Genomic DNA, 22052 nt, shown 5'->3' on the forward strand with positions numbered 1-22052 from the left:
CAAGAACAGATATGGTCTGACCGACAGAGGGGCTGCAATAATAAAAATAATGGAGGACATTTGGAGATGAGCATAAATGGAATAGGGACAGCGGGATATTCGCTGACAGGATATACGGCAAGGAAGATGGAAAGAAGTGTGGAACCCGGAACGGTGGGATTTATGGAAGCGGTGGAGGATAAGGCGGCGCAGGGCAGAGCAACCGATTATGATGAAAAAGCCTTTGAGATGGTCGGCCCCAATGCCCCGCAGGAAGTGAAGGATGCGTGGATGGATGCGGCGAAAGAAGTAAATGCGAATGGCATGGGAATCCGGGGCAACGGGATGATGAGCCACATATCGCAGATGATGGTGCAGCGGCTTAATAAACAGCTTAAGGGTGAAACGGAGAATTTTGACATCCTTGGAAGCACAGTAGAATCTGCGATCCAGGCAACGAAAGAGGCACTGTACGATTTGGAGCATCCAAGGGTATATATGCCCAGGAGCATAGAGGTCCAGCAGGCCCGCATCAAAGAGGGGGAATTTTACAGGGCGTTTTTGGAGAGGCTGGAGCAGTTATAATAGATTTACAGAGGAGGGGAAATAATGCAGGTCAGTTCGTCCAATGTTTCATTGCAGAACAGATATTTTTCAGGAACAGGAAGTATAGGCGGTATCCATCTGCCCGACTTTAATGATAGATATGTTTTCTCCAAAAAGAAAAGCGGCATCAGTGATGAGGAATACCGGAAGCTGATCAAGGAACAGGCATATGAGGATTTTGCAAAAGGGCAGTTCCAGAACAAATCCGAAGGGTTTAACAGGCTGATGAAAAGCTACACATCGGAAGTGTCCCCGGACAGAAAAGGGCTCATCACTTCCGGCCTGAAAGCCGTTTCAAAGAACAGGAAGAATGTGCCTAAACCCATAGACTTTGTGGCAACGCTGCTGGAAGGGAAAGTGAAATATCAGAAACTGCCATCAGGAAACAGCGATTACATAGAGTTTTACGATAAGAACGGGGAAATGGTGGCGACTTATTCCAATAATGGGTGGACGATGTATACCACCAATGCGGAGGCTTCCAGACAGACGGAAATGTGCATGATCTATAACGAGGCGTGGGGAAATGCAAAAAGGGGCATTCCGCTGGCGGGTGAAGAAGCGGTTAATGAGGAGAATCCACAGAATAGTTTTGATGCAAAAGCATAGAAGGAAATGAATTCTACGGTTTCATATCCCCAATAAGGCCACAGTCTGACAAGGCAGGGCAGCCATCCCCGGCGTTCCGGCGGATTAGGGAGGAGCTTGATGAATGGTAGGTGTCAATTAAAACTGAAGGGTAAAATGATATGAATCAAAGAGATAATGTGGCAGATTAACTGAAAGAACTTCTCGATATGTATGAGATCAGTATGGATACACTTTCTAAATATTTGCAGTTGCCCGTGGAGCAGATAAGGAAACTGTCTAAGGGGGATGTTGGCTTTTTGCCAGAAGATCCTATATACCGTTTCAACATCTTTAATAAGATTACGTTCCTTTATCTTAGTGCTGTGGAGGATAAGGACTTAAAGTTATGTGCATTCTTGAAAGTGCTTGTTTCCTATCATGGTCTTTCTAAACGGGCAGTGGCGAAAATGGCAGGGGTAGAGGTAAAGAATATTGAGAGGATGTTATCAAATCCACCCAAGAAAGTGTCAGAAGATATAAAATATAAAGTTGCGGTTACAGTTATGTCATTACGATTTTTCTTGAAAGACTGCGAAAAAGAAAATTGTTAGTTGGTCTTTCGGACGGCATATCCCCAATAAGCTGCAGCCCGACAAGGCAGGGCAGGTATCTTCGGTTTCCTGGGGAGCAATGAAAGAGGTTTTGAAATGGGTATAACAGGAATAGCAAAAATCCATTATGCAAAAAGCACCGCAACGGGAAAGGCATCCTCCAAAAAGGAATGTGGCGGGAAGGAACTTTGCGGGGCAGATGGGCAATGTCAGAAATACGCAGATGTAGGACGGATTTTGCGGACATTCAAAATAAAAAAAGAATGTGGAGGTAACAGACAATGGCAAAGACGATTTTTGCGGAACTGGGCGGTAAATACGAACGGCAAGGAGATTATTTAATACCGTGCTTAACTGTACCCGCCGAAGAAGAACAGGCGATAGGCACATGGGGACAGCGGCATCTGGACTATCTGAAGCAGTATCTCAAGGTTACATACACCAATCTTCTCACAAGCGGCAGAGTGTAAAGGCTCTGTCGCTGTTCTTTTCGGGGAATTCTGTTTAAACAATGTGAAACCGCTTAAAACAAGAGATTTAATATATTTATTTAGGAAATAAAAATATGAAAGTCCCTTTTTTCGGGAATACACTTGACTTTAACGCAACGTAATAGTTTATAATTATAAAAAAATTAGAGAGGAAGGATGATATAATATGAATGTAAATGCAATTCGTTCAGACGGTATTTACGCCAAAATTATGAAAGCTCCGTTTGATAAGAAAGACGATATTTATCGTTATGAGATGATGATGCCTTTTGAAAAAAAATTGGCTTGCTACAGTATACCGCTGAAAGCAACTACACCAAATGGATATGACGTGATAATGGCAAGTGGAATGCTTGGTCATATTATGCCAACAAAAGTGGATGAAACTCAACGGGATAATATTGAACGTATATCTTCGGATAGTCTTTGGCTTGATTGTAAACAGTCAATCCAAAGGTCGTTAGAATGTTTTTCTAAAGCAGGAGTTGAACTGCCTGTTCAAGAGTATTTGTTTACCATTCTGTTGGCTAATGCTGAAAGTCCTTATACCATTATGAATGAGGGTTATTGCGGGGACGGGGGCATCCCAGGATATATTATGGCTTGGCTAATCCCTAACGATTATACAATAGAGCATCTTCCAGTTGCGCTTGCACATGAAACTAATCATAATGTGCGTTTCCAGTTTATTAAATGGAAAAATGATATTACGCTCGGAGAAATGATGGTCAGTGAGGGGCTTGCAGAAAACTTTGCCACATATTTGTATGGAGAAGATAAGGCAGGACCGTGGGTTAAAAAAACAGATACGAAAATGCTAAATGAATATATCAAACCAATTATTTATGACGGACTGGATGTGCAGGGGCTTGAAAATCTCAATGCTTATTTATATGGCGATGAAATGGCGGCTTTACAAAACTATCCCCCTGTTGGGCTGCCTTATTGTGCAGGATATGCCTGCGGCTATTATTTTGTGAAGCATTTCTTGAAAAAAACTGGTAAAAGTATAATTGAAGCGACACTCTTACCAGCAAAAGAAATTTTAGACGCTGCGGAGGATTTTTGGAATGATTAAAAAAACCATGTCTGTCCATGAAGTTGCTAAATTGACCGGTATCACCGCCCGCACACTTCATTATTATGATGAAATTGGGATTTTGAAACCTACGAGATTAACCGAAGCGGGCTATCGAATGTATGACGATACAGCACTTAGCCGGTTGCAAAGTATTTTATTGTTCCGTGAGTTAGAATTTCCTTTAAAGGAAATTAAAGCAATTCTTGACAGCCCTAACTTTGACGCATCAGAAGCTATTTCTCAACAAATTGAGCTGTTAGAATTAAAATGTAAACATATCGAGGAACTTATTACCTTTGCCCGTGAAATTCAAAACAAGGGAACAACGGCAATGAATTTTGAGGTTTTCGGCAAAAGCGAGATTGAAAAGTATAAAGCGGAAATCAAAGCAAAGTGGGGCAATACCAAAGAGTATCAAGAGTACAAACAAAAGAATATTGCTCAGAATAATTATAGTAAGATTACAAACGAATTGATGACAATATTTTCTGAATTAGGAAAAATAAAACATTTATCACCTAATGCCGATGAAGTACAAAACGGAATCGCTGCAATACAGAAATTTATAACTGATAATTATTATGAATGCACCAATAAAGTGCTTAGTGGATTGGGTGAAATGTATGTAGGTGATGAACGCTTTAGGAACAATATTGACAACGCAGGTGGTGATGGAACTGCTGATTTTGTCAAACAGGCTATTATTGTATATTGCAGTAAAAGAAATGTGTAATTAATTGTGACGGAATGGATACGCTGTCCTGTTTGCGGAAATAAGACCCGTAACAAAATTAGAGAAGAAACGATTTTGAAAAACTATCCTCTCTATTGCCCGAAATGCAGACAGGAAACATTGATTGAAGCAAAAAATTTACAGGTAACGGTTATTGAAAGGCTTGATGTGAAAACGCAGAGCTAATTAATAAAGCGACATATCGGTATTTATGAGGTGATTAGGATATGGAAGATAATATTTATTGTATAGTGAAAACAGCATTAAAAAATAAGCCAAAGGAACTGTCAAATTTAGACCAGTGGCTTTTTGTAGCAGTTAATACAGCTAAGTCAATCATTGACAATACAAGTAAAAATAATTTAGGCGATGTGATGAAGTTGTCCGAGTGCAAAAGTACCAGTCAAATTCAGCATGAGTTTGACATTATACAAGGTAAATTCGGACGAGAGGGTTTTTCTCAACGGTACAGTCCTGCTTACCTTTATCTTTGCTCATTGGTGGCTAATTATTCTAATGAAGAACTTTCAAATGAAGATAGAAAATTGATAAAGCAATATAATGCCGTTGAAACTTATTTATTATACGAAATTTAGAATATTCCACTTATTAAGTAAAACAAATACATCATCACAGAGCCAGACGCACAGACGCAGAGCCGATGAACAAGTGAGCAATCACAGTTCGTTGGCTCTATTTTATTTCATAAAGTTTTAAGGCAAACGCCCACCATATAAAAAAACGGTGTTATGGTGGGCGGTATTGCTATGCCCGAAAAGACTTAACAGACACTCTCCAGACCTGTTTTAAAGTTTGGAGGGATTTTTTATGTTCTTTTTTCGGGCAGTAACCCATCTGCTCATGGGAGCGAAATCCAACCATGACAGCGAAAAGAGCGGCGGCAATTTATTTGAACCTTGTAAATTCGCAATGTCATTAACTTAAGGAATCTTTTACATTTTAAATTGTAAAAGGTTCCTTTTTTCTGCATCTATACTGTATAATAGAAGCAGATAACTGATGTTTTTCTCTAAAGTCAGGTGATTTTACGAAGGGCTCTCAAAAACGTACCTGTTGTGATATCAGTTTGATCCATCAGGATGAATTCCATGATTTCTGCAGAAACGGGAACCCGTCCTCTTTTATAAGAAACAGAAAAATGCCGCTAAAGGATCTTCTGTTCACCATGATCAACCGGAGGGGGATTACTTTGAGCCTGGAATTACGAAATTATATGAAGACTGTACATCCGGGGATGGAAATATCAAAACCCGGCTGTCTGAAGCAGCGCATGAAGCTGAACCCGCTGGCTTTTTATGAGATCTACCGCCATCATAACAGGAACTTTTACGCAGAACCCGGATTTTCTACCTTCCACGGATATTTAGTCCTTGTGCGTCTCAAATCCAGTGACTATAAAAAAGAGCAGTCCGCTTTATCGGCTCCGGACACATGGGTGGGCATTAATCTGGATAAAAGCCGAACCAGACATTATAAGGGAACAGATATCGGACGGCAGATGGAAGAACTGGGGGCATATTACTCTACGGATGGTTAAAGCAGCACTGCCGGGGGAGCGTGAAGAGGTGCTTATCACAAATCTGCCAACGGAAACCTTTGACTGCCAGCAGATTGCGGAACTGTACCATAAGATTGCGTTTTATTAGGAAAACACACTGCCAAAGGGATTTTGTGCTTTGGCGGGGGTCAGCCCGCCTCGGCGGTGTCAGTGGTGTTGATTTCAATGTACTCGGCAATCCGGAGGAACTCGTCCGCAAACTTAAAATGAACGCTGATATTGCCGTTTTCGTAAACCTTGATATGGTCTACCAATTCAATCAGGATTTCGCGGGTCAGCTTTTCGATGTTCTGATATTTCGCAAAGGCTACCAGTGCGGGATGCTGCTGGTCAACGCCGTTTGAAAGCTGTTTCCGTTCAGCCGTCAGCCGGGCCAGCAAATCCGAGAGCCCGGTGGCCTGCCGCTCATAATCGGCTTTCATTTCCCGGTATTCCTGCTGGGAGATTTCTCCGTCTTTCCAGTCTTGATAAAGTAGTTGCGATTGTTAGCACTTTGTATTCATATTTTTTCACTTGAAGATACCCCCATTCAAATCAAAGTTTTTTGATTCATCAAACTGGAATTTTAATAACTTATCAATCCCAATATAATATTATCATATGGTCTATTTTCTTATGGTCAGTCATCTCAATAATACAAGGATTATTCTCTTTATGAGCTATAAGCCATACTTTACAGTTCCCACATTCATCACTATAGCCAACAAAAGAAATATCACTTGGTTCAGCAACACCACTTTCTTCAATAAGTGCCTCTATTTTGGAAATAGGCAGAACTGTGTCAATCCAAAGAGCATCGGCGTATGTTGATTTTTCTCCTTTACTATTTGTGATTTCATAGCCATAAGTAGATACATATATTGCACTATCTGAGTCAGCAACCTTAATCTGCGCTACAAGGTTTCGTAGGGAAGTAATATCTTCTTCATCTAAACAGAAGCTGTTATAATCCCTACTTTTTTCATCAAAATAATTATTAAATTCCATCAGAACATCATCATTCAAATCAAATTTTCTTGAATTAAAAACTGTTTCTAACACTCCCATATTTTATCCCTCAAATTCTGAATTTTTCGTTCTCCACAAATTTTCAGCAAACCGGAATTTGGTTAATGTATATGTTCATCATAAAACCCAACAAAATCCTCGAACAACTCCAAATCCAATGAATTACACCATTTTTCCCTGTCAAGGTTTTGATATATATAATTAGCTTTATCCTCCGAAAACCGTTCCCTGTTTTCCTCTGTGTTATAGTCATAGTCAAGCGTTTTGAGCCATTCATCAAATTTCGCATTAAACTCATTGCGATATGTGTTGTCATTGAAATAGTTATGTCCTTTATTCTCAAGAGGAATAAAGCTAAATCGGGAATCGTCCTTGTATTTTTCGTAATAAATTTCGTAACCGTATTCGGCTGGAACAACTTCATCATCAAAGCTATGCACAATCATAACAGCGGCATTGCTTTTTGAGAAGCCGTCCAACGCAGTATTTGAGGCATACCCGCCATATTGAATCCTCTCATGCAGTTTCACAAATGGTAACATCAAATAAATACCATTTCCTACCTGTTTTTTCCCCTCGGCTTCAAACAGATTCGGTGAAGAGTTAAAACCCGAACACGCTATAACGGCTTTTACTTCGGGGTGGTATGTAAGCACACTGCAAACACTGTAGCCGCCCCAGCTATGCCCGAATAAAACGATTGGCAGACTTGGGAATTTCCCGCTTTCCTCCACAAATGTAATTGCATAGTCAAGGTCAATTACTCCCTGTGGAAGCCCTCCGACTCCCTCACCTTCGCTTTCATCATTTCCCGTAGCGTCATAGGAGAAAACATAATATCCATGACAGGCAAAATAATTCACGCAATCCATATAAGAATTATGTCCACCTCCACCAAAGCCATGTGCCATTACAACGATACCACGCTGGTTTTCTCCCGAACTATACATATATCCCGCCAGTTACTGCCCACCGTTGGAACTAAACTCATATTTCGTGCGGTGCAATCCGTCAAAGTCATCAACGTAGAGCATAAGCGGCTCATAACTCTCAAATCGCAGGTTAAAATTCTCGTTATATATCATTACAGTCAATATCCAATCGCCAGCAATTATTAGTGTGACCACAATAGATAATATAATAAAGAGAATCTTTTTCTTCTTAGATTTCGGTTTCGTATTTTTCATATCCATATCCTTTTTGACTTATTGTTGTGTCGGAAAATTCCGATTTGTCAATGGCTCCATTATACCGCAATCACTTTCCAGAGGGAATAGTCTTTACAAAAAATTCATTTAACCGTGATAAATATTATTCCTTTGAATCTACCCTTGTGCCGTCTTTTGTGATGATAAGCTGCCCCTGCTGGCATTTCACGGTTATTTTGTCCCCTGCGGAGAATCCGGCCCGTTCCAGCCAATTCCCCTGTAATAGAATCTGTGGCGGTGATTTTTTAAAAGCCCCACGTCCATTATAAACAGTCAGTTTGCGGTCGTCCATCCGTCCTCTTTCCCCTCTGCCTGTCGGCACACGATTTCAAATACATTCCCGTCCTCTGTCCTGACAGCGAGCAGGCTGTTCCTCTCGTCTGCGTTCAGGTCTACAATGCCCATTCCCTCACTGTCGTTCAGTAAATCAAAAAGCCTGTCCCTAAAATAGTTCAGTTCCATTCTGTTGTTCCCCTTTCATAGTTTATATTCTATTAGCTAATATTATATAGTCCTTTAGAATCTATTGCAATCCCTAAGTGTGATGTAGTCTAAAAGTGAACAAAATAAATGCTAATAGCTTATGAAATGGGTGGGCATTCATTATGGAAGGAAAAGGATTAGGCAGACGTATCAACATGGTGAGGAAAGACCGGGGATTCACGGCGGACAGGCTCTCGGAACTGTGCAATATCAACGCAACTTACCTCCGGCAGATTGAGGGTGGGACAAAGGTTCCCAGCCTGCCCGTATTTATCAATATCTGCAACGCACTGAAAATCTCCCCTGATTATCTGCTGCGGGATGCGCTGGAAGATAATGAGGTCAGCAAAATACGGGAGCTGGCGGAACTGTGGGAAAGCACGTCGCCCAGCCAGCAGGAAATCGCCGTTGCCATGATTCGTGCGGTATTGGAGCGTAAGGAAGGTTAGAAAGACCAGCCGGGTGTCGGCTGGCCTTTCCATGTCCAATCAAATATAAATCAGTTCGCTGTTTATGATTTCCTCCGCCCGGCTGCGAATATTGTTCATCCGGCCTACCCATTCAAGCTGGTTTTGGGCTTTCAGTTCCTCGGTCACTCCCTCGGCGGATTTCATCTGCTCAATGATTACGTCCAGCCGTTCTTCCGCCTGCTCGTTCAGGTTGGCAAGGTATGTCCACAATTTCCCAGTCAGGATAAGGGAACTGTACCGTGCCGGGTGTTCCTGTTTTAGATATTCCCGGTGCAGCCGCCCATAGCGTCCGATGGGGCGGTTCTTCTCCGGCAGCTTCAAGTCCGGGATATAGTAGTCGCCTGCCAGAATATAATCAATGCCGTTCTCTGTGATTCTTTTTTTCAGTTTTTCCATTGTCGTTCCCTCCTGTGGTGGAAGGCTCGTCATTGGCCAGCTCAATCACGTCCATAATGCCACAATCCAGCGTTTCGCAAATACGGGCAAGTGTGTCCATGCTGATATGTTTCCCCTCTTTTCCCATGTTGGCTATCATATTTGTGGTCAGGCCAGCGGCAAGCCTTAAATCCTCTTTCCTCATGTTGCGCTCTATCAGTGTGTGCCAGAGCGGTTTGTAGCTGATATGCATTTTTCTCCCTGCCTTTCTGCCCGGATGGGTGCTTGCCTCCATTATATCAGGTTTCTTGCTAACTCACAAATATTTCTTGACGGTATCGCCGGTTCCGTCTGGATTGTGCTTTTCCTTTCCTCTTTTGATTACCTCTAATTAGCCATGAGCTGCTTGATCCCCTGGCTTTTTGCTCATGTGAGATAAAGAAGTAAAAGAAGTGTAAAAAATTTTGCCGTTCCCTATCCGGCTGACTGCCGGACGGGTCGGGCTTTAGTCGGGCAATTCTATCTTGCCGACAAAAGAATAATAGATTTCAATTTCCTGTCTGCGGAGCTTCCCCCGGCGTTTCCCGTCAAGGGCTTCCGATTCGTGGATTACGATTTTCTCCACAAACTCCCGCAACAGGGTAGGGGTGAGTTCCTCAAAGCTGGTGTACTTGCGTACCACTTTCATAAACTTTTCAGCGTTTGCCGTGGCTTCCAGCGTCTTGGAAAGCTCGCTCTGCAAGGCGGCGGCTTTCTCTTTCAGTTCCTTTTGCTCGGCTTCGTAGTCTGCCGAAAGCTCCGTGAAACGCTCGTCCGATATGCGCCCGGTCACGCTGTCCTCATACAGTCGCTTGAAGATAGCGGAGAGTTCCGCAATCCGTTTTTCTGCCGCTTCCAGCTCTTTCTTCTTGGCGGCGTTCCGGCGTTTGCTCCCGTCCTCGGTCTGCTCGGTCAACAGCTTCATAAACCGGGCTTCGTGCTTGGCGGCGTAGCTGGTGACTTTCCGTAAGTTCTCGGTCACTCCGGCGGTCAACAGGTCGGTGCGGATAAAGTGCGCCGTACAGTCTGCCGTGCGCTTCTTGTAGCTGCCGCATATGTAGCAGTCCTGTTTCCGTTTATCTGTCTGATACCTCTGCTGGTACATGACGCTGCCGCAATCCGCACAAAAGAGTATGCCGGAGAACAAGCCCACTTCATCATAGCGGTTAGGGCGTTTGCGCTGCTTGCGTAGCTCCTGTACACGCTCCCATGTGTCCTTGTCGATTATCTGCTCATGGTGGTTCTCGAAGATTGCCTGTTTGTCCTCGCTGTTGTAGATAATCTTGCTGCATTTGTAGGATTGGGTGGTGGTCTTGAAGTTCACAAGGCAGCCCGTGTATTCCCTGTTTTCAAGGATATGTACCACGGTGTTCGCCGCCCACTTGCACTCATAGCCGGGGTGGTAGCGGCGGGTTCTCCCTGTCCGGCGGTATTCCAGCGTTCCCGGCGTGGGGATTTCCTGTTCCGTAAGCATACGGGCTATCTTGGTCGGACCGTTCCCGGCAAGGCAAAGGCTGTAAATCTGCTTCACCACGGGGGCGGCTTCCCCGTCAATGATGAAATTCTCGTCCTCGTCCATGAGGTAGCCGTACACGGGCTTGCTTGTGACAGGCTTCCCACTCATTCCCTTTGAGCGTTTTACCGCCCGGATTTTCTTGCTCGTATCTCTCACCAGCCATTCGTTAAAAATGTTACGCAAGGGCGCAAAATCATTCTCGCCCTGTGCGCTGTCTACGCCGTCATTGATTGCAATGAAGCGGACGCCGTTCTGTGGGAAAATCATTTCTGTGTACATTCCCACTTGTAAGTAATTTCGCCCTAACCTTGACATATCCTTTACGATAACCGTTCCCACAAGCCCCGCTTCAATGTCGGCAAGCATGGACTGGAAGCCGGGTCTTTGGAAATTTGCCCCGGAGAATCCGTCGTCCGTGTACCATTTGAGGTTGGAAAAGCCGTTCTGTTTTGCGTAGGCTTCAAGGATTCGCTTCTGGTTGCTTATGGAGTTGGATTCGCCTTGAAGCGTATCTTCGTGCGACAATCTCGGATATAGGGCGGTAATCAGTTTTTGGGTGGTCTGTCTTGTCATGGTTTCCTCCATTTCCGACAGCCAGCCCCACTATTCCGTAGGTTTATTTTACCATAGGGCGGGGCTTGCTGTACAGTCCTTTTTGCTTCTTTATGTCGAAAAATATCATATTTTCTTATTAAGGCTTATCGTAGCTCCTTTAGGCGTGGAAAAATTTAGGTTTCTGTGGTAAAATACCTTTGAAAATAAAATCAAAGGAGTAACAGAATGGATTACCAAATCAGAAAAATACATAAAAATGAATGTCACCTTTTAGGCGGTTTTCTGTACGAAGCAATCTATGTTCCAGAGGGAAGCCCACGCCCGCCAAAAGAAATCATAAATATACCTGACTTACAGGTATATCTTCACAATTTCGGGGAAGAGGAAACGGACTATGGCTTTGTCGCCGTTTCCGGCAATGAAATTATAGGGGCGATATGGGCACGCATAATGAATGATTATGGACATATTGACGATAATACGCCGTCGCTTGCCCTTGCTGTCTGCCGCCCTTACCGTGGGTATGGCATTGGTACTTCCCTTATGCGGGCATTGATGGAAAGGCTGCAAGAAGATGGCTTCAATGCAGTTTCCCTTTCCGTCCAGAAATCAAATCCAGCATTTCGCCTGTATCAACGGCTTGGCTTCGAAACGGTAAAAACAGTGATGGGCGAAACAGAAGAAGAAATTGTTATGCGCCGCCCTCTGTAAAGCTCCGTTTTGGCGGTCACGCTCCCCGGCATGACCGCTTTTTCATGCCCCGTTTATGCAGTAAAGGGCGGCTTGTTCCCCGGCTGCGCTTTCCGCTTCCAGCACTTTCATCATCTTGTCGGCGGCGGTGGCGGTCGTGCCTTGCTTGAAGTAGCCGGAAACCACAAGGACGGTGTTCCCCCGGCGTACCTCGGTCACGCAATCCGGGCGGCGGGCGGGGCGGTTCTTTTTGGTGTCGGTCATAGGCAAATCTCCTTTCCATTCAGCAGCGATTTAAGGCGTCCCATTTTCGCCTGTGCTTTGGCTTTCCTGAAATTCTCCCCGGTAATGCAGACGGGGGTACACATTTCCGTAAGGCGGTCATAAATGCGGGCGTGGGCGGTGTCCTCCGGGTTCTGCAATTCCTCCAGCGTCAAATTTGTTGTCACGATTAAGGGCTTGCCGCTTCGGTATCGGCTGTCTATCACGTTGTAAACCTGTTCAAGCCCGTATTCCGTGCCACGCTCCATGCCGAAATCGTCAAGGATAAGCAGAGGGAAGCTGCAAAGGCGGGCTATGTACTCGTTCCTGTCCTTATAGCTGGCGGCAAGGTCATTGAGGATAAGGGCAAAGTTCGTCATGCACACGGAAACTTCTTTCTCCATGAGGGCGTTGGCGATACACCCGGCGAAATAGCTTTTGCCTGTGCCTACCATGCCCCATAACAGATAACCGATATTCCCGGCTTTCATTTCCTCCCAACACTCCACATAGGCATGGGCTTTGTGCATTTGGGGGCATTTCCCGTTGTCGTTTTCAAACGTCCATTCCCGCATAGCCGGGTCGGTGAAGCCTATTCGTTTCAGCCGTTCCACTTCCTCCCGGTGCTTGTATTCCCGGTGGCTGGCTTCCAGCGTTTCCCGGCGTTTTCTCTGGCAGTCACATTCTTTGGGGTGTCGGTCACGTCCGAAAAAGGTCTTGCCCTCCGGGAAGTAGGCTTCTTTGGGCTGGCGGCAGCTCCCGCAATATAAAAGCCCGTCCTCCCCGGTGTAGTCCTCCGGTTCTGCTCCCTGTGCCGTGGCAAGCCGGAAAATGGCGTTATCATAATCACTCATAAAATCTTCCTCCTTGTTCATGGTCTTTTACGCCCTGTTTACGGGGCGTTGTGTCTATGCGGTCAAAGGCTCTCGCCCTCTTTGTAGGAATAATCGGGGATTCCTTTCTTTCCTGTGCCTTTCCTGTCACGTTTTGCCCACATACGGACAGCGGCGGCATGGTTGGCGTACACTTTCCCGTAGGCGGCTATGTACTCGCTCAATTCCTCAATGAACCGTTCCAGCCTGTCCGGGTATTCCCCTTTCAGCTCCGCATACTCGGATTCGGAGAGGAAAAGGTTTTTATATCTGCCAAAAGGTGCGGGCTGCTCCCCACTCACTCCTTTTCGTTGGTTCTCTTTTAGTTGGTTTATAGTAAGTTGGTTAGGGGTCGGTTTTCCGTCCAACGCAAAGGTCGGTTTTCCGTCCTTATGAGGGTCGGTTTTCTGGCTATCAGAGGGTCGGTTTTCCGGCTGTATGGCTGTCATATGGTCGGAAAACTGTACCACTGGCACTTGCGGCACTTTCACATAAAGGCGGTTCGGTGCGGAGAAGCCCCGGCGTTCCCTCACCAGAAGCCCGGCAGCGTCCAGCTCGTTCAGTGCGCTTTTTATGGCGGTACTGCCTTTATCCAGCATTTCCGTTATCTCCGAAACGGGATAGACAATGTACGTCCTGCCCTCGCTGTCCTGCCAGCCGTTCTTCTGTGAGAGGGTGGAACGGTCAAGAAGCAGCCCATAGAGCAGCCTTGCAGTATGCGACAAGTCCATTTTCAGCAGAAAATAGGGATAGGGCAGAAAACGGGGCAATATGGTGTCGGCTGTGATGTATTCGGTTATGGTTCTCACCTCCTGTCTGTGGCTTCCTGTTACGCAGTTAAAACGGCATTTTCGGGGGTAAAGGATAAATGTATCGGCTACCTGTTGAGGGCGGTCAAAAAAGCCTTGATTTACGGGCTTCTTTCATAGCCTAAATGCGTAGAAAGGTGGTATCTTTTCCGCTGTCTGTCGGCTTCTTTCCGGCGGCGCACTCTTGCGGCGCAATCCGGGCAGTATTTCCCCCGGTTTGACTTGGGGAGAAAATACCCGCCGCACTCGGTACAGCGTTTCCTGTCTGCCCGGTGCAAAAGGGCGGCTTCCAGCTTCCCGTCCAGCGGCAGAACGGCGGTAATGAACCAGCGGCATATAAGCGAATAGCTGATACTCTGGACGCATACGCAAGGCTCGCCGTTATCCAGCAAGATACAGTTGCCGTTATCGTAGTTGCAGCACTCATGTACAAGGCGGCGGGCGGCTCTGTACTGTGGGTAGTCCATGTAGGGGCGTTTACCGTTCATTTTCCCGCCCCTTTCCCCGTTCCGGCTCACGGCGTAACATCTTGTCAAGATTGCTTTTCACGGTCTGCAATTCCCGGACGTTCTCTTTCTTCTCCCGGTACTCGTTATAAAGGGCGTTTTTCTCTTTGGTAAGCTGCTCAATCTCCGTTTGTAGGGCTTTGGACGCTGGCAGCTTGGAGATTCCCTGTGCCTTGAAATACCGGGCGGCAGATTCGGAAATGATAAACTCGCTTTCGTGCTGCTCCCGGTAGCTCTTACGGGCTTTCTCTGTTTTCTGTGCTTTTAGCCCGTCACGGGCTGGCTTGGTCTTGATATACGCCAATAGCTGTTTCTGCAAGTCCTTTTTCTCCCGTAAAGTGCTTTCCACGGCTTTCAGTTTCCCGGTGGTTTCATGCAAGCCCGCATTGGCGGCGGCAAGGGCAGCTTCCAGTTCTTCCGGGGAAGAAAAGCCGGATTCCTCATAAACGCTCACGGTAGCCGCCATTTGCTTCAAGTTGTGCAAGGTCGCCCATTTCTCATAGCCTTTCCCCTTGCCCTCGGCTTTCTTGGCGGCTATGTCTACCATGCGCTGTACGCTGTCCTGTTTCGGGGCGTTTATGGCGGCTTTGTTGCGCTGTAAGCGGTCTTTTATGCTGCGGGGGGATTCCTGTTGGGGTAGGGGCGTTTCGGCGGCTCTGGCGGCGTTCTGTGCGTTTATGGTGAGTGCTTCCAGTACGGCGGCTCGGTCAAAATCATCACCCAGTTTCCGGGCGGTAATGGGCTTCGTCCTGTCCGGCGTGAGATATGACAATCTCCCCCGGCTCTCCTTGACGGTCACGCCCTGTTGTAGCAGTTTCCCGGAAAAATCCTCAAAGGAAACGGCAGAGGACAGGGCGGCTCGGATTGTGCGCCGTAGCTTCTCCTTGTCGGTTTCAAACTTGGTCTGTTTGGGCGGCTCTCCCGTGGCGGCTTGGGAAGCGTTCTCCTTATCCAGTGCGGCTTGTCCTTTCCGTTTCGCCCAATACTCACGCTCGGTAATGCGGTTCTTGCTCCCGTTCAGCAAGTCAATCTGATAGAGGTTTTCCCGGTGGCACATCTCCATGACTTCCGCTTTGAAATACTCCATAGCTGCGTCCGTACAGCGGTGCTTGCAGCCCTCCCTTGTGTCGGCTGGTCTTTCCATGTACGGCAGCAATGGCACTTCCGCAATCCGTAGGGAATTGATTACGATATGCACATGAATGTTGCCGCTGTGGTTATGCCCGTCCGGGTGGGTGCAGACAAGGGCTTGGTGTCCGGGGAAATGCGTCTTGCAAAATTCCTCTCCCAATGCTTGCGCCCGGTCTACGGTCAAGCCGTTGTCTGGTGCGTCACGGGGGTCAAAACTGATAATGTAGTGGTGGCTCTTTACGTCCTCCCGCATCTGGTTCTTGCCGTATTTCAGATTGGAACGCATACAGGCGATTGCAAAATCTTCATCACCGCAATTCAAAGAGGAAATGCGGTAATCGTCACGGAGAACAAGCCGCCCGTTTCCGTCCAGTGTGGGTTTCATGGTAAATTCGTCATGCTCAAAGGTTAGGTACTGTTCAGCCGCCCCGTAATCGGCATTTTTAGAGCTGATATGTTTGAATGTTGCCAACGGCTTCACCTACTTTCTGCAAGACTTCAAACTTCAAGGCGGCAAGCTCCGCTGTGGCGGCTCGTACCTCTTGGGAGAGGGCGTTATAAGGTGCGCCGTACTCATTCAGACAGCGGGCAATCTGGTTCAAGTTGCCGCCTATCTTTCCATACTCGGCTGTGAGTTTTCCAACGGCAGAGAGTAGTTCATCATTGACCGGGGAAATGGTAATAACCGGGCGTATGCTTGACTTGATAAGGGCTTGCCGGATAAATTCGGCTTGGCTCATTTTGCAGAGGGTGACACGCTCGGAAAACTCTGCATATTCTTCCTCGGTCAAGCGTGTCTTGATTACCCGGCGGCGGTGGGGCGTGTTGTATCTTTTCATAGGCTTCAACTCCTTTCTTTTTATGCTTTGCCCTTTCACTAATAGGAGAAAAACAGGGGGCAAAGCGGAAGTGTTTTTTGAAAAATCCGAAAAAAATTTTTCGGGGATTTTTCAAGCGGCGCAAGCCGCAAAAAGGCGGGCTTGGGGTGGCAACCCCAACAAGATTCCCGCAGGACAAAATTGAGCGATTAGCGAAATTTGGTACTGTGGTAGAATCTTGCTCTAAGAAAGTGGCGGCTTCCCCTGTGCTGGCTTCCCTCAATACCTTTAGTGCCGCAAGCGGGGATTTTGCCAAAGCTGTGGCGGTATTTCTCCCCCTACTACCTACAACACCACGCAAAGCAAAAATGACGGAGATTTGCGGAAATTTCCCTCTATTCCTTACAACACCGCACAAGCCGGAATAGGCGGGAATTTGTGAAAATTTCTTTTCGCCGCCCTCCACGGACAGCCTGCGGATTTGCCAAACGGGAGAGGGAATTTCTTTCTGTTCCCCTTTGCACGGTATAATACTGGCGATTTTTCAAAATGCCAAAAATGGGCGCAAAAAAACAGGAAACCTTTTCTTGATTTCCTGTCTTGCTGTACCGTTCTATATGGCGGCGGTTATTCAATTTTCTTTTGGCTATGGTTCTCTAAACGGGGGATTAGCTATCTTTCCTAAAATATTCAATTATCATTAAAACAATCCCCAAAATTACCAATGCGATAGAAATACAAAACCATAACATAAGGTTTGACTCCGCTATTTGTGTCAAGAGTTTTCCGGGCGGTGTTGACCACCCATTTATTGTATGTGTTCCTTGTATGCTTCTGTGCAAGGCATAAACGATTCCCCCTTTCTCCCACATGGGGCGGTGCTTGGTTTACAGCTACATTTTGCTTTTTGGAAATTGATTTATAAATAAAGCAATAAAAACACCGATTGTAGTATCAATAATTCGGTCAATGGCAAAAGCTAAAGGACTTTCATCATTTCCATGCGTGGCTGTGATACAAAGAAAAACAACACACATAAGAAATGTTCCTTTTTCCTGCTTTATCCATACAGAAAAATTGATGATTGGAATAAGCGTAATTGAGAGAAACAAATATCTTAACAACTCATTAGGAATACGATAAACATTCTTTTCAAAAGATAAAACTATCGCTCCCCAAATTCCGCCAATTACCGTTGCGATTTCACGGGTCAAAGCAGTATTCAGACTGTCTTTAAAATTATGCTGTATACATAATATAGCAGCAATGGCAGCATAAAACGGGATGCCGTTTTCTCTTACAGTGTCAATTAAAAAGCAAGTAAAAACAGCTATTACAGTTTTCCTTGTGCGCCCTCCAACTCTCCAAAAGTTAGTTTTCATAAATGCCTTTGAGCGTATACTGCGCTAAGATATGCCCCTCCATTGCCCGATAAAGTTCATTTAGCAAAAAGCCTTGTCCTATATCCAGCATTTTATCTATTGCAAATACATGAAGCTCATAGATATGTGGCTGATCGGGCGGGGTCATACCGCCATAGTAAGAAGATAATTCAACAGACTGCTCACCGCCCTGTATGCTCGTCCAACTATTTCTCCCCTGCACAAAATCCGTTGCGGTCTGACTTTCATTATCCCTTATATCAAAACGGGTTATGTTTGCCGCAAGCCAATGTATCCATGCAAAACCGCCTGTTACCGGGTAAGCGTCCTTATCTTCCAGTACAATCGCAAGTGATACTGTTTTTTCGGGTACGTTTTCTGCCTTAAACGGTAATGAAAAGGTAGGAATGTGGTTCTCGTTAAATTGCGTTCCACGTCCTCCATACTGGGGCTGTATAATGCCGTTAATAATTCCGCTGCTTGTTACATTCATGTTCAATACCTCCAATCAATTTTATGGAAATATTATAAGCAGCCAGTTTTGAATAGTAAATTACCCACTTTTTTGTGGGTGTCAATCCGGGATAACACCTTTTTCGTCTAAAATATGTTCCATTCCATTCCTTTTTAGGTAGTCAATCCCTATGTGCTGCATGATTCTCAATGCTTCCAATATCTGCGCCCCCATATCTTCTGTCAATGAATACTCAACATGAAGGGGATAGCCCTCAAAAGATTTCTTTTCAACAAAACCGTAGTCAATCAGTTCTTTCAAATGCTCTAACAGCATTTTTTGTGTAATTCCGTCTATATCTCTTTCCAGCTTTGCAAGGGAAGTAGCACCTAAACGTAGCCGCCATAATATAATCGGCTTCCACTTCCCCTTTATCATGTCATGCACAAGTTCTAAAGGACAGGTATATTCTGTACGCATTTTCATTAGCAAAACCTCCTCGCTTTGCTATTATACGCATTATCTCATAATTCGACAATAGAAAACATGATGTTTTGCATTGCCCAAACTTTTTAGAACTAACAGATTTATAAATTCCTTTATTTTTCAATATTTTGATTATGATTGGAGTTTCCCGCATAATCAAATTGTGGCTCTTTAAGCTCAAATATAAAATTTTCTCTATTCACTACGCCTACCACTTTGTCACTATCATAAAGTTTAAGCAAAAATTCAGCTACCTGTGCACTGGTATGATATGTGCCAAAGGTCTTATCATAATCATATTCGGTTACATCATTAGCAACTTTTCCAAATTCCGTCTTAGTTGCTGCCGGGGCTAATACTTTTGCTTGCATTTTGCAGCCATTATCCTTTAATTCCCATGCTAATCCCTCTGTAAACGTGCTGACATAAAATTTAGCCGCACAATAAGTAATGGCAGTAGGTACAATCGTATAGCCCCCAGCAGAAGAAATATTGATAAGCTGTGTTCCCTCTACATCTTTGAAATCTCGTACAAACAGTGAGGAAAGAACTGTGAGGGCTTCCACGTTTAAGTGAAGCATTTGCCTAATTTTATTCAAGTCTTGATGGCTTACAGTGTCGTAGTTTCCAAAACCAGCATTGTTTATCCATGTCTGCAACGGATACCCCTTAATTTCTTCATACAGCCGAAAAACATTGTCGGAAATAGATAGGTCTGTAGCCTTGATAAAAACATTCAGTGTCGGATAGCACGATAAAATCTCTTGATTCAATGCTTCAAGCCTATCCTTTCTGCGGGCTACTAAAATTAAATTGCTGCCACGTCCTGCAAATGCTTTTGCTGTTTCATACCCAATACCCGAACTTGCCCCAGTAATCACGGTATATTTTTCTGTGTTTTGAACCATTTACAAAGCCTCCTTGTTTTTGATATAATGCAAGCATACAATGTAGAGTAAACTCTATGTCAAGAGATAGGAAGTGATTTTTTTGGAATATTCCATAGGTGAATTTTCAAAGCTGACAAACTTAGGAATACATACCTTGCGCTATTATGAGCATGAGCATTTAATCACACCGGGGCGTAATTCCAATAACCGCCGTTGCTATACTGATAAAGACCTCACTTGGATTGATTTTATCAAGCGTCTAAAAGACACGGGTATGCCAATCAAAGAAATCCAGCATTACGCTGAATTACGTGCAAAAGGTGAACCTACTTTGTCTGAAAGAATGGAAATGCTCATTTCTCACCGAAAAACCCTTAACGAACAAATCAATCAATTACAGGAACACATGAAAAAATTAGACGAAAAGATTGAATTTTATCAGCGGCAAATTGAGAGTATTACAAGGGAATGATGTATGCTCTTATGCCATTAAGGATATAAGGAATGAGAGGGATTCCGTAGCAGTCGGCACTGTGGGAATGTGCATAACTTGCTATCTTATGGAGTTGTGGGAAAGTCTGTTTGCAGAATGTGGGAAAGCTGCACTTTAGCTTTTCCATGTTCTGTGAACGGACTTTTCCATGACGGAATAGCAAGTTATACACATTTCCACGGTGCTTGTCTTTTGGTCTTTGGTTCTTTGGTTCGGAATAGTGTGGTGCTGGCGGTCTATCTCTTGTTTTCGGTTGCTTGCTTCTTTACCGTACATGAGCATTTAATCAAGCAATTCATTAGATAAGACAGCGACAAAGTTAGTTTTCCTATCTGTCTGCGCTCTTTTCAGCCATTCCTGCTTTTCTTCCTTTGTCATGTAATCAAGCAAAATTGTAAAGCGGGCAATATTATTATTTTCATAGTATTTTTCGATATAGCGTTTTAAGTCACTTAATGGCATATAATTTGAAAGCACGGCAAAGAAGTTTGTTTTGTTATCCTGTTCTGATTTATCTACATACTGTAAAACCAAATTTGTGTCCATATCTTGTATAATGGTTGAAAACAGTGCAATTTTATCAGCGTCATATACTTTCTTGTAGTAATCTTTTTGGGCTGTTTCGTCCAATACTGAAAAGAGTGCGGAAAATCTAATTAAGTCCTCATTTTGAAAATATTGTTCCGTCAAAACTGGTATATCATCAGCTACAACAGGCGTTATACTTATAATCAAAGGCATTTCTATTGCCGGACTAATATCTGTGTTTTTCAGAGAATAAATCAATTCTTCTATTGCCGAAATAGCTTCTCTGTCATTCAGATAATCTTTTGCCGAATCAGAAAAATATACTGTCATTTTTGATTCGTCCTCAAAGACAATTTCTGTTGCACCATAATAATCTTGATTTTTAGCGTATAAGTTCCAACCCATTTCAATAATATAAGAATTGCAATAATATCCATTTTGTGTATAAGAATATTGGTAGGAATTAGCATTTTCCAAATCATTATTATCTAAATTTTCATCATCTAAATACCAGCCATACCCTAAATTTTCATCATAAATATACGTGCTTTTTCCATTGTCTTTTTTTTCTGGTATTGACAATTTACTTGTTTCTTTAGAATCGGTAGCAGCAGAAACGGAATAACCGCCGATAAAAACCGCACCAGATAAAATAAAAAGAGTTAATATAACAGTCAAAACCCAAATTGTTTTCGTCTTACTCTTGAAATTCATAATAGCACCTAACCTTTCTTTTAACTGTTCTGCTCCCTCTGTCAAAGTGACGGAAGCTAAAGAATTTTTGTAGAGATTATTTGACTTCAAAAAAGAAATTAGTGTATCTCCATACTCACGTCTTGCGGTATCATCAAGTACAGATATAACTTTTTCATCACATGACAATTCGCAGGATTTATTCACTTTCTTTTCCAGCAGATATACAAAAGGATTGAACCAATGGGCGCACACAACAATCTGTATCAGCCATTTATAAAACATATCCCTCTGCTTGTAGTGGGTTAGCTCATGCACAAAGATATAAGATAGCTCTTTATCTTCCAATTCGTGGGCAGGCAAAATGATTCTTGGTCGAAAGAAACCAATCAGCATAGGGGAAGCAATCAGCGGATTACAGGATAGTTCTACCCTTGTCTTGATATTTAGTTTTTCTTCGCAATCAGATAGCAGATTCAAGATTTTTATATCCGATACTTCTTTATTTCCTGCTTTGATGTATTGGATAAATCCTTGATAAACCGTTACCTTGCGGACAAATAAAACCAGTGCCAATGCTGACCAGATAAAAAACAGGCAGACATATTTGTTAAATGGCTCACGCATGGCAGCGGTGGTTATTTCCCGGTTTGTCTGTATCGGCTCTGCTTTGTTGTTACCCGCACCTGCGGGAACGGGTACATTGGGGCTTGTAGGGATTTCATTCGTTATTGC

31 protein-coding genes and 2 pseudogenes are annotated in these 22052 nt (G+C 44.2%); 13 read left to right on the plus strand and 20 right to left on the minus strand.

Annotated elements, in window-relative coordinates; translation table 11 throughout:
• Positions 1–66: 66 nt before the first annotated feature.
• The 9 genes and pseudogenes from D7Y06_RS19190 (at position 67) to D7Y06_RS19235 (ending at position 5629) form a co-directional block, all read left to right on the plus strand.
• A complete protein-coding gene (locus tag D7Y06_RS19190; RefSeq protein ID WP_120409319.1) occupies positions 67–564 on the plus strand; it encodes a hypothetical protein in 498 nt (165 codons plus the stop codon).
• Positions 565–588: 24 nt separating this feature from the next.
• Entirely contained in the window at positions 589–1194 is a 606-nt protein-coding gene (locus D7Y06_RS19195) for a hypothetical protein (RefSeq protein ID WP_120409320.1), read from the plus strand.
• A gap of 170 nt (positions 1195–1364) precedes the next feature.
• On the plus strand, positions 1365–1766 hold the full coding sequence (locus tag D7Y06_RS19200) for an HTH domain-containing protein (RefSeq protein WP_330566534.1): 402 nt from the start codon (positions 1365–1367) through the stop codon (positions 1764–1766).
• Between the two features lie 281 nt (positions 1767–2047).
• Positions 2048–2233 (plus strand): annotated as a pseudogene (locus D7Y06_RS19210) (TnpV protein); the annotation flags it as partial.
• 190 nt (positions 2234–2423) lie between these two features.
• Positions 2424–3335 carry a DUF2268 domain-containing protein gene (locus D7Y06_RS19215; RefSeq protein ID WP_120409322.1) on the plus strand — a complete coding sequence of 304 codons (912 nt, stop codon included), beginning with the start codon at positions 2424–2426 and terminating at the stop codon, positions 3333–3335.
• Positions 3328–4071 carry a MerR family transcriptional regulator gene (locus D7Y06_RS19220; protein ID WP_199714784.1) on the plus strand — a complete coding sequence of 248 codons (744 nt, stop codon included), beginning with the start codon at positions 3328–3330 and terminating at the stop codon, positions 4069–4071. Before D7Y06_RS19215 ends, D7Y06_RS19220 begins: the two co-directional genes overlap by 8 nt.
• Before the next feature lie 3 nt (positions 4072–4074).
• On the plus strand, positions 4075–4257 hold the full coding sequence (locus tag D7Y06_RS19225) for a cysteine-rich KTR domain-containing protein (protein WP_120409323.1): 183 nt from the start codon (positions 4075–4077) through the stop codon (positions 4255–4257).
• Between the two features lie 41 nt (positions 4258–4298).
• Positions 4299–4667: a hypothetical protein gene (locus D7Y06_RS19230; RefSeq protein ID WP_120409324.1), complete on the plus strand. Its 369-nt coding sequence runs from the start codon at positions 4299–4301 to the stop codon at positions 4665–4667.
• A gap of 614 nt (positions 4668–5281) precedes the next feature.
• Positions 5282–5629 carry a hypothetical protein gene (locus D7Y06_RS19235; protein WP_158591433.1) on the plus strand — a complete coding sequence of 116 codons (348 nt, stop codon included), beginning with the start codon at positions 5282–5284 and terminating at the stop codon, positions 5627–5629.
• Positions 5630–5778: 149 nt separating this feature from the next.
• Here the strand turns inward: D7Y06_RS19235 and D7Y06_RS19240 are convergent.
• The 6 genes and pseudogenes from D7Y06_RS19240 to D7Y06_RS19260 all read right to left on the minus strand — a co-directional run.
• Positions 5779–6129, minus strand: a pseudogene (locus D7Y06_RS19240) (DUF4368 domain-containing protein); the annotation flags it as partial.
• 97 nt (positions 6130–6226) lie between these two features.
• A complete protein-coding gene (locus tag D7Y06_RS19245; RefSeq protein WP_120409326.1) occupies positions 6227–6697 on the minus strand; it encodes a hypothetical protein in 471 nt (156 codons plus the stop codon).
• Positions 6698–6759: 62 nt separating this feature from the next.
• Positions 6760–7608 (minus strand): alpha/beta hydrolase family protein, encoded by an 849-nt coding sequence (locus D7Y06_RS19250; RefSeq protein WP_243119407.1) that lies wholly within the window; start codon positions 7606–7608, stop codon positions 6760–6762.
• 12 nt (positions 7609–7620) lie between these two features.
• Positions 7621–7845: a hypothetical protein gene (locus D7Y06_RS27305; protein ID WP_243119408.1), complete on the minus strand. Its 225-nt coding sequence runs from the start codon at positions 7843–7845 to the stop codon at positions 7621–7623.
• Between the two features lie 124 nt (positions 7846–7969).
• Positions 7970–8158, minus strand: a complete 189-nt coding sequence (locus D7Y06_RS19255) for a SymE family type I addiction module toxin (protein ID WP_120409327.1) — start codon at positions 8156–8158, stop codon at positions 7970–7972.
• Entirely contained in the window at positions 8140–8328 is a 189-nt protein-coding gene (locus D7Y06_RS19260) for a hypothetical protein (RefSeq protein WP_120409328.1), read from the minus strand. Before D7Y06_RS19260 ends, D7Y06_RS19255 begins: the two co-directional genes overlap by 19 nt.
• A gap of 143 nt (positions 8329–8471) precedes the next feature.
• Between D7Y06_RS19260 and D7Y06_RS19265 the strand changes: the two genes are divergently transcribed.
• Positions 8472–8798 carry a helix-turn-helix domain-containing protein gene (locus D7Y06_RS19265; RefSeq protein WP_120409329.1) on the plus strand — a complete coding sequence of 109 codons (327 nt, stop codon included), beginning with the start codon at positions 8472–8474 and terminating at the stop codon, positions 8796–8798.
• Between the two features lie 39 nt (positions 8799–8837).
• On the opposite strand, the gene D7Y06_RS19270 is transcribed toward D7Y06_RS19265, so the two are convergent.
• From D7Y06_RS19270 to D7Y06_RS19280, 3 genes are all read right to left on the minus strand, one after another.
• Complete coding sequence (locus D7Y06_RS19270; RefSeq protein ID WP_120409330.1) at positions 8838–9215, minus strand: TnpV protein; 378 nt, start codon at positions 9213–9215, stop codon at positions 8838–8840.
• Entirely contained in the window at positions 9175–9447 is a 273-nt protein-coding gene (locus D7Y06_RS19275) for a helix-turn-helix domain-containing protein (protein ID WP_120409341.1), read from the minus strand. Before D7Y06_RS19275 ends, D7Y06_RS19270 begins: the two co-directional genes overlap by 41 nt.
• Before the next feature lie 252 nt (positions 9448–9699).
• Positions 9700–11322 (minus strand): recombinase family protein, encoded by a 1623-nt coding sequence (locus D7Y06_RS19280; protein ID WP_120409331.1) that lies wholly within the window; start codon positions 11320–11322, stop codon positions 9700–9702.
• Between the two features lie 207 nt (positions 11323–11529).
• Between D7Y06_RS19280 and D7Y06_RS19285 the strand changes: the two genes are divergently transcribed.
• Positions 11530–12015: a GNAT family N-acetyltransferase gene (locus D7Y06_RS19285; protein WP_120390273.1), complete on the plus strand. Its 486-nt coding sequence runs from the start codon at positions 11530–11532 to the stop codon at positions 12013–12015.
• Positions 12016–12057: 42 nt separating this feature from the next.
• On the opposite strand, the gene D7Y06_RS19290 is transcribed toward D7Y06_RS19285, so the two are convergent.
• The 6 genes from D7Y06_RS19290 to D7Y06_RS19315 form a co-directional block, all read right to left on the minus strand.
• On the minus strand, positions 12058–12258 hold the full coding sequence (locus D7Y06_RS19290; RefSeq protein ID WP_120390274.1) for a transposon-encoded TnpW family protein: 201 nt from the start codon (positions 12256–12258) through the stop codon (positions 12058–12060).
• Positions 12255–13109 (minus strand): ATP-binding protein, encoded by an 855-nt coding sequence (locus D7Y06_RS19295; RefSeq protein ID WP_120390275.1) that lies wholly within the window; start codon positions 13107–13109, stop codon positions 12255–12257. The genes D7Y06_RS19290 and D7Y06_RS19295 overlap by 4 nt, the downstream gene beginning before the upstream one ends.
• Before the next feature lie 62 nt (positions 13110–13171).
• Positions 13172–13915, minus strand: a complete 744-nt coding sequence (locus tag D7Y06_RS19300; protein ID WP_442970434.1) for a replication initiator protein A — start codon at positions 13913–13915, stop codon at positions 13172–13174.
• Positions 13916–14037: 122 nt separating this feature from the next.
• Complete coding sequence (locus tag D7Y06_RS19305) at positions 14038–14424, minus strand: cysteine-rich VLP domain-containing protein (protein WP_120390277.1); 387 nt, start codon at positions 14422–14424, stop codon at positions 14038–14040.
• The gene (locus D7Y06_RS19310; RefSeq protein ID WP_120409332.1) at positions 14414–16045 is read right to left on the minus strand and encodes a relaxase/mobilization nuclease domain-containing protein; all 1632 of its coding nucleotides are present in this window, start codon (positions 16043–16045) and stop codon (positions 14414–14416) included. The genes D7Y06_RS19305 and D7Y06_RS19310 overlap by 11 nt, the downstream gene beginning before the upstream one ends.
• Positions 16017–16412, minus strand: a complete 396-nt coding sequence (locus tag D7Y06_RS19315; RefSeq protein ID WP_120390288.1) for a plasmid mobilization protein — start codon at positions 16410–16412, stop codon at positions 16017–16019. The genes D7Y06_RS19310 and D7Y06_RS19315 overlap by 29 nt, the downstream gene beginning before the upstream one ends.
• A gap of 77 nt (positions 16413–16489) precedes the next feature.
• Here D7Y06_RS19315 and D7Y06_RS25660 point away from each other — a divergent pair, with 77 nt between their 5' ends.
• Positions 16490–16819 carry a hypothetical protein gene (locus tag D7Y06_RS25660; protein WP_147415723.1) on the plus strand — a complete coding sequence of 110 codons (330 nt, stop codon included), beginning with the start codon at positions 16490–16492 and terminating at the stop codon, positions 16817–16819.
• Positions 16820–17284: 465 nt separating this feature from the next.
• Here D7Y06_RS25660 and D7Y06_RS19330 read toward each other — a convergent pair whose 3' ends face one another.
• From D7Y06_RS19330 to D7Y06_RS19345, 4 genes are all read right to left on the minus strand, one after another.
• The gene (locus D7Y06_RS19330; protein WP_120409335.1) at positions 17285–17773 is read right to left on the minus strand and encodes an FUSC family protein; all 489 of its coding nucleotides are present in this window, start codon (positions 17771–17773) and stop codon (positions 17285–17287) included.
• A complete protein-coding gene (locus D7Y06_RS19335) occupies positions 17763–18266 on the minus strand; it encodes a YbhB/YbcL family Raf kinase inhibitor-like protein (protein ID WP_016286594.1) in 504 nt (167 codons plus the stop codon). Before D7Y06_RS19335 ends, D7Y06_RS19330 begins: the two co-directional genes overlap by 11 nt.
• 81 nt (positions 18267–18347) lie before the next feature.
• Positions 18348–18713 carry a winged helix-turn-helix transcriptional regulator gene (locus D7Y06_RS19340; RefSeq protein ID WP_120409336.1) on the minus strand — a complete coding sequence of 122 codons (366 nt, stop codon included), beginning with the start codon at positions 18711–18713 and terminating at the stop codon, positions 18348–18350.
• A gap of 113 nt (positions 18714–18826) precedes the next feature.
• Positions 18827–19621 carry an SDR family NAD(P)-dependent oxidoreductase gene (locus D7Y06_RS19345; RefSeq protein ID WP_120409337.1) on the minus strand — a complete coding sequence of 265 codons (795 nt, stop codon included), beginning with the start codon at positions 19619–19621 and terminating at the stop codon, positions 18827–18829.
• Positions 19622–19694: 73 nt separating this feature from the next.
• Between D7Y06_RS19345 and D7Y06_RS19350 the strand changes: the two genes are divergently transcribed.
• The gene (locus D7Y06_RS19350; protein WP_334295003.1) at positions 19695–20075 is read left to right on the plus strand and encodes a MerR family transcriptional regulator; all 381 of its coding nucleotides are present in this window, start codon (positions 19695–19697) and stop codon (positions 20073–20075) included.
• A 303-nt stretch (positions 20076–20378) separates the two neighbouring features.
• On the opposite strand, the gene D7Y06_RS19360 is transcribed toward D7Y06_RS19350, so the two are convergent.
• On the minus strand, positions 20379–22052 hold a 1674-nt coding region (locus D7Y06_RS19360), incomplete at its 5' end, for a M56 family metallopeptidase (RefSeq protein WP_147415724.1).

The organism is Roseburia sp. 1XD42-69 (assembly GCF_003612565.1).
GTDB lineage: Bacteria > Bacillota > Clostridia > Lachnospirales > Lachnospiraceae > Roseburia_B.

What these genes read in the sequence shown, in the direction of transcription:
- D7Y06_RS19275 (WP_120409341.1), bottom strand. Translation starts at nt 9,447, where the DNA reads ATGCATATCAGCTACAAACCGCTCTGGCACACACTGATAGAGCGCAAC.
- D7Y06_RS19290 (WP_120390274.1), bottom strand. Translation starts at nt 12,258, where the DNA reads ATGACCGACACCAAAAAGAACCGCCCCGCCCGCCGCCCGGATTGCGTG.
- D7Y06_RS19255 (WP_120409327.1), bottom strand. Translation starts at nt 8,158, where the DNA reads ATGGACGACCGCAAACTGACTGTTTATAATGGACGTGGGGCTTTTAAA.
- D7Y06_RS19295 (WP_120390275.1), bottom strand. Translation starts at nt 13,109, where the DNA reads ATGAGTGATTATGATAACGCCATTTTCCGGCTTGCCACGGCACAGGGA.
- D7Y06_RS19345 (WP_120409337.1), bottom strand. Translation starts at nt 19,621, where the DNA reads ATGGTTCAAAACACAGAAAAATATACCGTGATTACTGGGGCAAGTTCG.
- D7Y06_RS19265 (WP_120409329.1), top strand. Translation starts at nt 8,472, where the DNA reads ATGGAAGGAAAAGGATTAGGCAGACGTATCAACATGGTGAGGAAAGAC.
- D7Y06_RS19280 (WP_120409331.1), bottom strand. Translation starts at nt 11,322, where the DNA reads ATGACAAGACAGACCACCCAAAAACTGATTACCGCCCTATATCCGAGA.
- D7Y06_RS19245 (WP_120409326.1), bottom strand. Translation starts at nt 6,697, where the DNA reads ATGGGAGTGTTAGAAACAGTTTTTAATTCAAGAAAATTTGATTTGAAT.
- D7Y06_RS19195 (WP_120409320.1), top strand. Translation starts at nt 589, where the DNA reads ATGCAGGTCAGTTCGTCCAATGTTTCATTGCAGAACAGATATTTTTCA.
- D7Y06_RS19285 (WP_120390273.1), top strand. Translation starts at nt 11,530, where the DNA reads ATGGATTACCAAATCAGAAAAATACATAAAAATGAATGTCACCTTTTA.
- D7Y06_RS19230 (WP_120409324.1), top strand. Translation starts at nt 4,299, where the DNA reads ATGGAAGATAATATTTATTGTATAGTGAAAACAGCATTAAAAAATAAG.
- D7Y06_RS19190 (WP_120409319.1), top strand. Translation starts at nt 67, where the DNA reads ATGAGCATAAATGGAATAGGGACAGCGGGATATTCGCTGACAGGATAT.
- D7Y06_RS19335 (WP_016286594.1), bottom strand. Translation starts at nt 18,266, where the DNA reads ATGAATGTAACAAGCAGCGGAATTATTAACGGCATTATACAGCCCCAG.
- D7Y06_RS19270 (WP_120409330.1), bottom strand. Translation starts at nt 9,215, where the DNA reads ATGGAAAAACTGAAAAAAAGAATCACAGAGAACGGCATTGATTATATT.
- D7Y06_RS19305 (WP_120390277.1), bottom strand. Translation starts at nt 14,424, where the DNA reads ATGAACGGTAAACGCCCCTACATGGACTACCCACAGTACAGAGCCGCC.
- D7Y06_RS19330 (WP_120409335.1), bottom strand. Translation starts at nt 17,773, where the DNA reads ATGAAAACTAACTTTTGGAGAGTTGGAGGGCGCACAAGGAAAACTGTA.
- D7Y06_RS19315 (WP_120390288.1), bottom strand. Translation starts at nt 16,412, where the DNA reads ATGAAAAGATACAACACGCCCCACCGCCGCCGGGTAATCAAGACACGC.
- D7Y06_RS27305 (WP_243119408.1), bottom strand. Translation starts at nt 7,845, where the DNA reads ATGAAAAATACGAAACCGAAATCTAAGAAGAAAAAGATTCTCTTTATT.
- D7Y06_RS19220 (WP_199714784.1), top strand. Translation starts at nt 3,328, where the DNA reads ATGATTAAAAAAACCATGTCTGTCCATGAAGTTGCTAAATTGACCGGT.
- D7Y06_RS19215 (WP_120409322.1), top strand. Translation starts at nt 2,424, where the DNA reads ATGAATGTAAATGCAATTCGTTCAGACGGTATTTACGCCAAAATTATG.
- D7Y06_RS19260 (WP_120409328.1), bottom strand. Translation starts at nt 8,328, where the DNA reads ATGGAACTGAACTATTTTAGGGACAGGCTTTTTGATTTACTGAACGAC.
- D7Y06_RS19340 (WP_120409336.1), bottom strand. Translation starts at nt 18,713, where the DNA reads ATGAAAATGCGTACAGAATATACCTGTCCTTTAGAACTTGTGCATGAC.
- D7Y06_RS19250 (WP_243119407.1), bottom strand. Translation starts at nt 7,608, where the DNA reads ATGTATAGTTCGGGAGAAAACCAGCGTGGTATCGTTGTAATGGCACAT.